At 69.6% G+C, this 6,976-nt stretch carries 8 protein-coding genes and 1 pseudogene; 6 read left to right on the top strand and 3 right to left on the bottom strand.

Going from position 1 to position 6,976, the window contains the following annotated elements; genetic code table 11:
• Window positions 1-130: 130 nt before the first annotated feature.
• Window positions 131-2,026, bottom strand: a complete 1,896-nt coding sequence (gene typA / locus ACFWQG_RS01605) for a translational GTPase TypA (protein WP_378505812.1) — start codon at window positions 2,024-2,026, stop codon at window positions 131-133.
• A 290-nt stretch (window positions 2,027-2,316) separates the two neighbouring features.
• Here typA and ACFWQG_RS01600 point away from each other — a divergent pair, with 290 nt between their 5' ends.
• The gene (locus tag ACFWQG_RS01600; RefSeq protein WP_378506064.1) at window positions 2,317-2,526 is read left to right on the top strand and encodes a hypothetical protein; all 210 of its coding nucleotides are present in this window, start codon (window positions 2,317-2,319) and stop codon (window positions 2,524-2,526) included.
• Here the strand turns inward: ACFWQG_RS01600 and ACFWQG_RS01595 are convergent.
• Window positions 2,504-2,944: a (deoxy)nucleoside triphosphate pyrophosphohydrolase gene (locus ACFWQG_RS01595; protein WP_378505811.1), complete on the bottom strand. Its 441-nt coding sequence runs from the start codon at window positions 2,942-2,944 to the stop codon at window positions 2,504-2,506. The two genes, ACFWQG_RS01600 and ACFWQG_RS01595, sit on opposite strands and share 23 nt — an antisense overlap.
• 15 nt (window positions 2,945-2,959) lie before the next feature.
• Between ACFWQG_RS01595 and ACFWQG_RS01590 the strand changes: the two genes are divergently transcribed.
• Entirely contained in the window at window positions 2,960-3,250 is a 291-nt protein-coding gene (locus tag ACFWQG_RS01590; protein ID WP_378505810.1) for a 4a-hydroxytetrahydrobiopterin dehydratase, read from the top strand.
• On the opposite strand, the gene ACFWQG_RS01585 is transcribed toward ACFWQG_RS01590, so the two are convergent.
• A complete protein-coding gene (locus tag ACFWQG_RS01585; protein ID WP_378505809.1) occupies window positions 3,192-4,478 on the bottom strand; it encodes a mannosyltransferase in 1,287 nt (428 codons plus the stop codon). The two genes, ACFWQG_RS01590 and ACFWQG_RS01585, sit on opposite strands and share 59 nt — an antisense overlap.
• 382 nt (window positions 4,479-4,860) lie before the next feature.
• Here ACFWQG_RS01585 and ACFWQG_RS01580 point away from each other — a divergent pair, with 382 nt between their 5' ends.
• From ACFWQG_RS01580 to ACFWQG_RS01565, 4 genes and pseudogenes are all read left to right on the top strand, one after another.
• On the top strand, window positions 4,861-5,631 hold the full coding sequence (locus ACFWQG_RS01580; protein ID WP_378505808.1) for a hypothetical protein: 771 nt from the start codon (window positions 4,861-4,863) through the stop codon (window positions 5,629-5,631).
• A gap of 82 nt (window positions 5,632-5,713) precedes the next feature.
• A complete protein-coding gene (locus tag ACFWQG_RS01575) occupies window positions 5,714-6,052 on the top strand; it encodes a hypothetical protein (RefSeq protein ID WP_378505807.1) in 339 nt (112 codons plus the stop codon).
• Between the two features lie 40 nt (window positions 6,053-6,092).
• Complete coding sequence (locus ACFWQG_RS01570; protein WP_378505806.1) at window positions 6,093-6,629, top strand: nuclear transport factor 2 family protein; 537 nt, start codon at window positions 6,093-6,095, stop codon at window positions 6,627-6,629.
• Window positions 6,630-6,723: 94 nt separating this feature from the next.
• Window positions 6,724-6,976 (top strand): annotated as a pseudogene (locus ACFWQG_RS01565) (hypothetical protein); the annotation flags it as partial.

Genomic DNA, 6,976 nt, shown 5'->3' with positions numbered 1-6,976 from the left:
CACGGACAATCCGGCCGGGATCGGAATAGTCCATCGCGCCCAATCTTCTTTTTTGCGTGCGCCTCCGCACCCTGTGCGGGGGGCGCACCCCGATCGGGGTGCACATCACGCACGGGCGCGTCAGCGCACCTTACAGCGCGGCCTTGTCACGGGACTTCGCGCGCGACCGCTCACGGGCCCGGTCGGTCTGCGACAGGTGCACCTTGCGGACGCGGATCGCCTCCGGGGTGACCTCGACGCACTCGTCGCCCGCGCAGAACTCCATCGCACCCTCGAGGGTCAGCTCGATCGGCTTCGCGAGCGTCTCGGTGGCGTCGGCGGTCGCCGAGCGCATGTTGGTGAGCTTCTTTTCCTTGGTGACGTTGATGTCGAGATCCTCGGCACGCGGGTTGATGCCGACGACCATGCCCTCGTACGTGTCCGCACCCGGCTCGACGAAGAAGGTGCCGCGGTCGGAGAGCTGGATCATCGCGAACGGGGTCACCGAGCCGGTGCGGTCGGAGACCAGCGAGCCGGTGTGCCGGGCCCGGATCTCGCCCGCCCACGGGCCGTAACCGTGCGAGACGGCGTTGGCGATGCCGGTGCCGCGGGTCTCGGTGAGGAAGTCGGTGCGGAACCCGATCAGACCACGCGACGGGACGATGAACTCCATGCGGACCCAGCCGGTGCCATGGTTGGTCATCTGGACCATCTTGCCCTTGCGGTTCGCGAGCAGCTGCGTGATCGACCCGAGGTGCTCCTCGGGGGTGTCGATGGTCAGCTCCTCGAACGGCTCGTGCACCTTGCCGTCGACCTGCCGGGTGACGACCTGCGGCTTGCCGACGGTCAGCTCGAAGCCCTCGCGGCGCATCTGCTCGACGAGGATGGCCAGCGCCAGCTCGCCGCGGCCCTGCACCTCCCACGCGTCCGGGCGGCCGATGTCGAGGACGCGCAGCGACACGTTGCCGATCAGCTCGGAGTCGAGGCGGGACTTGACCATGCGGGCGGTGAGCTTGTGACCCTTCACCCGGCCGACCAGCGGCGAGGTGTTGGTGCCGATGACGACGGAGATCGCGGGCTCGTCGACGCTGATGGTCGGCAGCGCGACCGGGTTCTCGGTGTCGGCGAGGGTGTCGCCGATCATGATCTCGGGGATGCCCGCGACGGCGACGATGTCACCGGCGACCGCGACCTCGCCCGGCTCCCGGCTGACGCCGACCGTCTTCAGCAGTTCGGTGATCTTGACGGTCTTGACGCCGTCGGCGTGCATCCACGCGACCTGCTGGCCCTTGCGGAGCTCGCCGTTGTGGATGCGGACCAGCGCGAGCCGGCCAAGGAAGTCGGAGGCGTCGAGGTTGGTGACGTGCGCCTGCAGCGGTGCGGCGGCGTCGCCCTTCGGCGCGGGGACGTGCTCCATCAGAACGTCGAACAGGACGTCGAGGTTCTCGGTGTCGGGGGCCTGGCCGTTCTCCGGCTGATTCATCGACGCCTTGCCCTCGCGGCCCGATGCGTACAGGACCGGCAGGTCCAGCAGCGCCTCGGCGGCCGCGGCGGCCTCGTCGTCGAGGTCGGAGGCCAGGTCGAGGAGCAGGTCCTGCGCCTCGGTGACGACCTCCTCGATCCGGGCGTCCGGGCGGTCGGTCTTGTTCACCACGATGATGACCGGCAGCGACGCGGACAGCGCCTTGCGCAGCACGAAGCGGGTCTGCGGCAGCGGGCCCTCGGACGCGTCGACGAGCAGCACGACGCCGTCGACCATGGACAGACCGCGCTCGACCTCGCCGCCGAAGTCGGCGTGGCCGGGGGTGTCGATGACGTTGATGACGGTGACGGTGCCGTCCTGGTTGTGGCGGTGCACGGCGGTGTTCTTCGCGAGGATGGTGATGCCCTTCTCGCGTTCGAGGTCACCGGAGTCCATCACCCGGTCGACGAGTTCGGCGCGCTCGGCGAAGGCGCCGGACTGCCGAAGCATCGCGTCGACGAGGGTGGTCTTGCCGTGGTCGACGTGTGCGACGATCGCGACATTGCGGAAAGTGGTGGTGCTCACGCGGGGCGTTCTCCTGCTGCTGACGGGGCCACACGAAGTTTGTGTCGCACGGCTTCTGGCTGCCGCTACGCGCATGCGTGATTCCCATTCGCGACCCCCGCGGCACCAGCGTCACTGAAGACGTCACGACGGTGCACCTGTGCAGGGATTGCGGCCAGCGAACACAGTACCCGCCTCCGCCGAATTTCCCCACATCGCGGCCGGCCATCAACGGCCCTGACCTGCGGATAGTGATCTGCACCACTGGCCGGATTCGGGCCCGAAATGAGGGCACGCTAACCTCGAGCCGGATGCGTCAGTCGAAGCGGGGGTCCGGGACAGCGATGGGCAAGGTCAAGGCAAAGAAGGTGTCGGGCCTGAAGCCGAAGAAGAAGTGCTGCCGCAGCAAGACTCGCTGCATCACCTGCCCGGTCGTGATCATGCGGATGCGGAAGCTCGAGGACGCGGGCGTCACCGGGAAGGACCTGAAGAAGGGCCTCAAGAAGGCTCGGGCCGCCTGACCGCGGCGCCGGCCCCAAGCAGCGCACACAGATCGGGGAGCCAGGCGCGGTCGTTCGGAACCCAATCGACCCGCACGACGTCGGCGGCGTCGACCCAGGCGAGCGCCGCATGCTCGAGCGCGACCGGAACCCCCGACACCAGTTCCGCGCGGTAGGCCCGCAGCACCATCCCGTTCGGCAGCGGCACGTCGACGCCGACCCGCGGCCCGACCACCGCCTCGATGCCGAGTTCCTCCCGCAGTTCCCGACGCAGCCCCTCCGCCGGGGTCTCGCCCGGTTCGACCTTCCCGCCGGGCAGCTCCCACCGACCCGCCAGGTCCGGCGGCGCCTGCCGCTGCGCGATCAGCAGTCGGCCACCGTCAATCACCGCGGCCGCCGCGACCTCGCGTTGACCACTGTCGCCGGGACCCGTCTGCATGGGACCATCATGACCATGGCCGAGTTGCTGACCGACGCCGAGGTCACCGCCGCGCTCACCGACCTGCCCCGGTGGCAGCGCGACGGCGCCGCGATTGTCCGGACCGTCGAACTGCCCACCTTCCCGGACGCGATCACCCTGGTCGACCGCGTCGCCGAGGCCGCAGAGGCCCGCAATCACCATCCCGACATCGACATCCGCTGGCGAACGGTCACGTTCACCTGCGCCACCCATTCGGCGGGTGGGCTCACGATGCTGGACGTGGAACTCGCCGGGGAGATCGATCGGCTGTCGGGGTCGGTGTGACCCGGCCAGCGCGGATCACCCACAGGTAGAGGGCGAAGACGCCGAGCACGTTCACCGCGCCGAGCCAGGCCAGCATCCCCGGACGGGAGATCAGCCAGATCGAGTCCTGGAAGAAGCTGAGCACCCACGGAACGCCGATCAGCGTGGTGGCAATCCAGTAGCCGGCCAGCACCTTCGCCCCGGTCCGCCCGGCGAACGGCCCGTGCACCAGCCAGATCGCGGTCGGGATCAGCCACACCCAGTGGTGGGACCACGAGATCGGCGACAGCAGCAGCCCGAAGAGCTGGACGAGCACCAGCGTCCCAAGGAGGTCATCGCTGCCGAGTGCCCGCCACGCAAACCAGGCCGCGACCGCGACGACCAGCAGCGCGAGGATCAACACCAGCCCGGTTCCGACGTCGTACCCGGCGACGCGGCTGAGCGCGCCGCGCAGCGACTGATTCCACACCGACCCGACGGGCCCGATCCGGGACGCATCGCCGAGCAGATGCTCGAAGTAGGTGCGGGCCTCCGGTCCGGCGAGCAGGTAACTCAGCGCCACCGTGCCCGCGAAGGCGACGGCCGAGAACACCGCGGCCCGCCAGCGGCGCCGCAGCACGAAGTAGAGGCCGGTGACCGCGGGCGTCAGCTTGATGCCCGCGGCGAGCCCGACCAGGCCGCCCGCCACCCACCAGCGGGCGGACCGGACCGCGACCATCGCGCCGAGCGCGAGGAAGACGTTCACCTGGCCGTAGTCGAGGGTGGTCCGCACCGGCTCGGACCAGAGCCCGACGGCAGTCCACACCAGCGCGACCGAGGCCCAGCGGGCATCGAGCCCCCGGGTCAGGGTCGAGCACCGACCGAGCAGCAGTTCGATGCTCATCCGGATCAGCAGCAGCAGCGCGCCGATCGTCGCGAGCTGCCAGGCCACCCCGACGGCATCGAACGGCAGGTAGTGCAGCGGGAAGAAGACGAGGGCCGCGAACGGCGGGTAGGTGAACGGCAGCGGGAAGTCGGGGGTCAGCTCCGAGTAGGTGAAGTCGTAGAGGTCACCGCGCAGCAACGCCGCCGACCCGTCCACGTACACCCGCAGGTCGACCAGGTTCATCCCGTTCGGGCTGAGGAAGGTCCAGGACATGCGGACCGCGACGGAGAGAAGAAGGATCAGCGGCGCGACCCGCAGGATCCGCTCGACCCTTGGGCCCGTGCGGAGTGCGCGGACCGCGGGTGCTGGGGTCGTCTCGGACACAGTGTTCGTGTTCTCCCGGGAAGGTGGTGTGCCAGCGGGTCGGGCTCCGCGCGGTCGTCGGCGAGCCTACGGCAGCCGGGTGCGACGCCGGGTAGGGGCGATCACCTCGCATAACAGTTGCATCAACAACCACACTGTGCACTTGAGTAACACGCTAGGGTTCGGGTTGTCAGCATCGCCACACCGCGATGTCAGCACCGCCACATCACGCTGTGATTAACTGCCGCGGGAGTACCGCCCGTTGCCAACCGGCCGGGCCGGGCCTTCCAAACGCTGTACAACAACAGAGGCCCTGCATAGAGTGACCCCTCGACACCGAGGGGCCTGCCTGGCCAGTCGCCGTCCAGGAACGGCGACGCTTGACAACAAGGATGGGGACACCGTGCTTCGTACGCGAGGAACGCGCATTTCGATCATCGCGCTGGCGATTACCGCCGCTGCCGTCGCGCTACCGGCGACCGCCTCCGCCGAACCCGCGGTTCCCCAGATCCCCGCCGGCCTCGACATCGAGGCGCTCGCCTCGCTCGCGCCCGCGATCGTCGGTGCCGCTGCCGGACCGATCGAGCTCGGCGTGACCGACATCGCGAACCCGCAGGCCGACCTGCTCGCGCAGGCGAAGGCACTGCTCGATGCGTCCAACCTGCCGCCGGAGACGAAGGCCACCCTCGAGAAGGTCATCACCTTCCTCGACGGCAGCGGCGGCGGCGGCCCGGAGCTGCCCCCGTCGGATGGCCCGATCATCTCCCAGTTCCTGTACCCGACCCTCGGCAAGGACTGCATCGGCGGCACGTCCGATTCGGTCGGCGCCGCGCTCGCCGTTCCCGGCCCCGCGCACCTGCCGCCGCCGGGACCGAAGGCGGGCGAGGCTGGCTTCGTGTTCACCGCGCTCGGCACCAGCAAGGCCACCGCCGAGCAGCCGACCCCGCTCGTCGTGGACTGGGTCAACATCGACCACCCGAAGACCGGCCGCGCCACGCTGACGACCGCGTCGAAGATCAACCCGGACGGCCCCGCGACGCTCTCCGCGATCGCCGAGACCGGCCAGGGCCGCGTGCTCGCCGTCATCTCCGGCGGCCTCACCACCGAGGTTGAGGGCGCAGCCCCCGCCACCTGCACCTTCCTCCCGACCGTCGGGACGGTCTACGTCCCCTGACGCGGACGACCACAGCATCGGAAGGGCCCTCGCCGCGGCGAGGGCCCTTCCGCGTTCCCGGGCTGCCGTGGTAGACCGGGGAATGGCCTCCGCACGCCGGAATTCGATCAGATCCGTTCGATCCCGTCGGTCGATCCTCTCGATTCGCTCGGAGGGGTCGATCCTGTCCATCGGGTCCGCCTATTCGATTCTCTCGATCGGCAGCGTCGGCTCGATCCTCTCGATAGGCTCCATCGGGTCCGCGGGGTCCGCGCTGTCCTCCGGATCGTTCGGCAGCCTCGGCTCCGCACTGTCCGGATTGTCCCGTTGGTCGGTTCTGTCGTGGCGCGCCGACGGCGGCGAACCCGGCGACCGGCCGCTGCACGTGCTGGCCGAGGAGCCCGACCTGTCCCGGTCACCGCTGGCACACAACCAGACCTGACCCGCCGCGCGCGGCGTCAGTCGACACCCATGGAGGACCTGTGACCCGATCCGCCGACGCCACCACCACCACCGCGCCGGGCAGCAACCGCTGGACGCGTGCGGAGTTGGAGACGGCGTTCGCCGGCTACCAGCGCACGGTCGAGGAGGCGAAGCGGACCGGCGACTGGAACCTCTTCGCCGACATGTTCACCGAGGACGCGTCCTACATCGAGCACGCGTACGGCACGTTCGCCGGACGCGAGGAGATCCGCCCGTGGATCGTCCGGACGATGAACAGCTTCCCCGGCAACCACATGACGTCCTTCCCCGCGCTCTGGTACACCATCGACGAGGACCGTGGCTGGGTGATCTGTGAGATCGACAATCCGATGTGCGACCCCGGCGACGGCTCCGTGCACGGGGCCTCCAACCTGACGATCCTGCACTACGCGGGCGACGGGCTGTGGTCCTGCGAGGAGGACGTCTACAACCCGATGGGGTTCCTGAAGATGGCCAAAAAGTGGTGCCGCGCCGCCGAATCCGCGAACGCGCTGCCCGACGAAGCCAGGGAGTGGCTGGCGAAGTTCGGCGGCTGATCCCGGCTCCCCGATCCGGGTCGTCGGCGACGACACTTCTGCCCGGTACGTCGTCCACCGCCGCTCGGCGCGCTGCCGGGGCTACGCTCGACCCATGAAAACCGCAGCTGCCGTGCTCGCCGCCTCGGCCATCTCGCTCGCCCTGGTCGGATGCACGTCGAGCAACGACGACGAGTCCACCACGACGACCACCACCGGCAATGCACTCGACCGCGGCTCGGGGGGCGGCTCCCCCGCCGGCCAAGACGCACAAGGGGTCGTCTCCCCCCCGCCAAAAGCCACCCAGGAAGCGGTCTCCCCCCCGCAACCCCCCCCCAGAAACCCCCTCGAACATGCCCACCAGGGAA

Origin of the sequence: Rhodococcus sp. NPDC058532, from assembly GCF_042719255.1 — a bacterium.
Taxonomy (GTDB): domain Bacteria; phylum Actinomycetota; class Actinomycetes; order Mycobacteriales; family Mycobacteriaceae; genus Rhodococcus_G.
The sequence above is the reverse complement of the archived record's forward strand: the minus strand, read 5'-3'. Positions and strand labels throughout refer to the sequence as shown.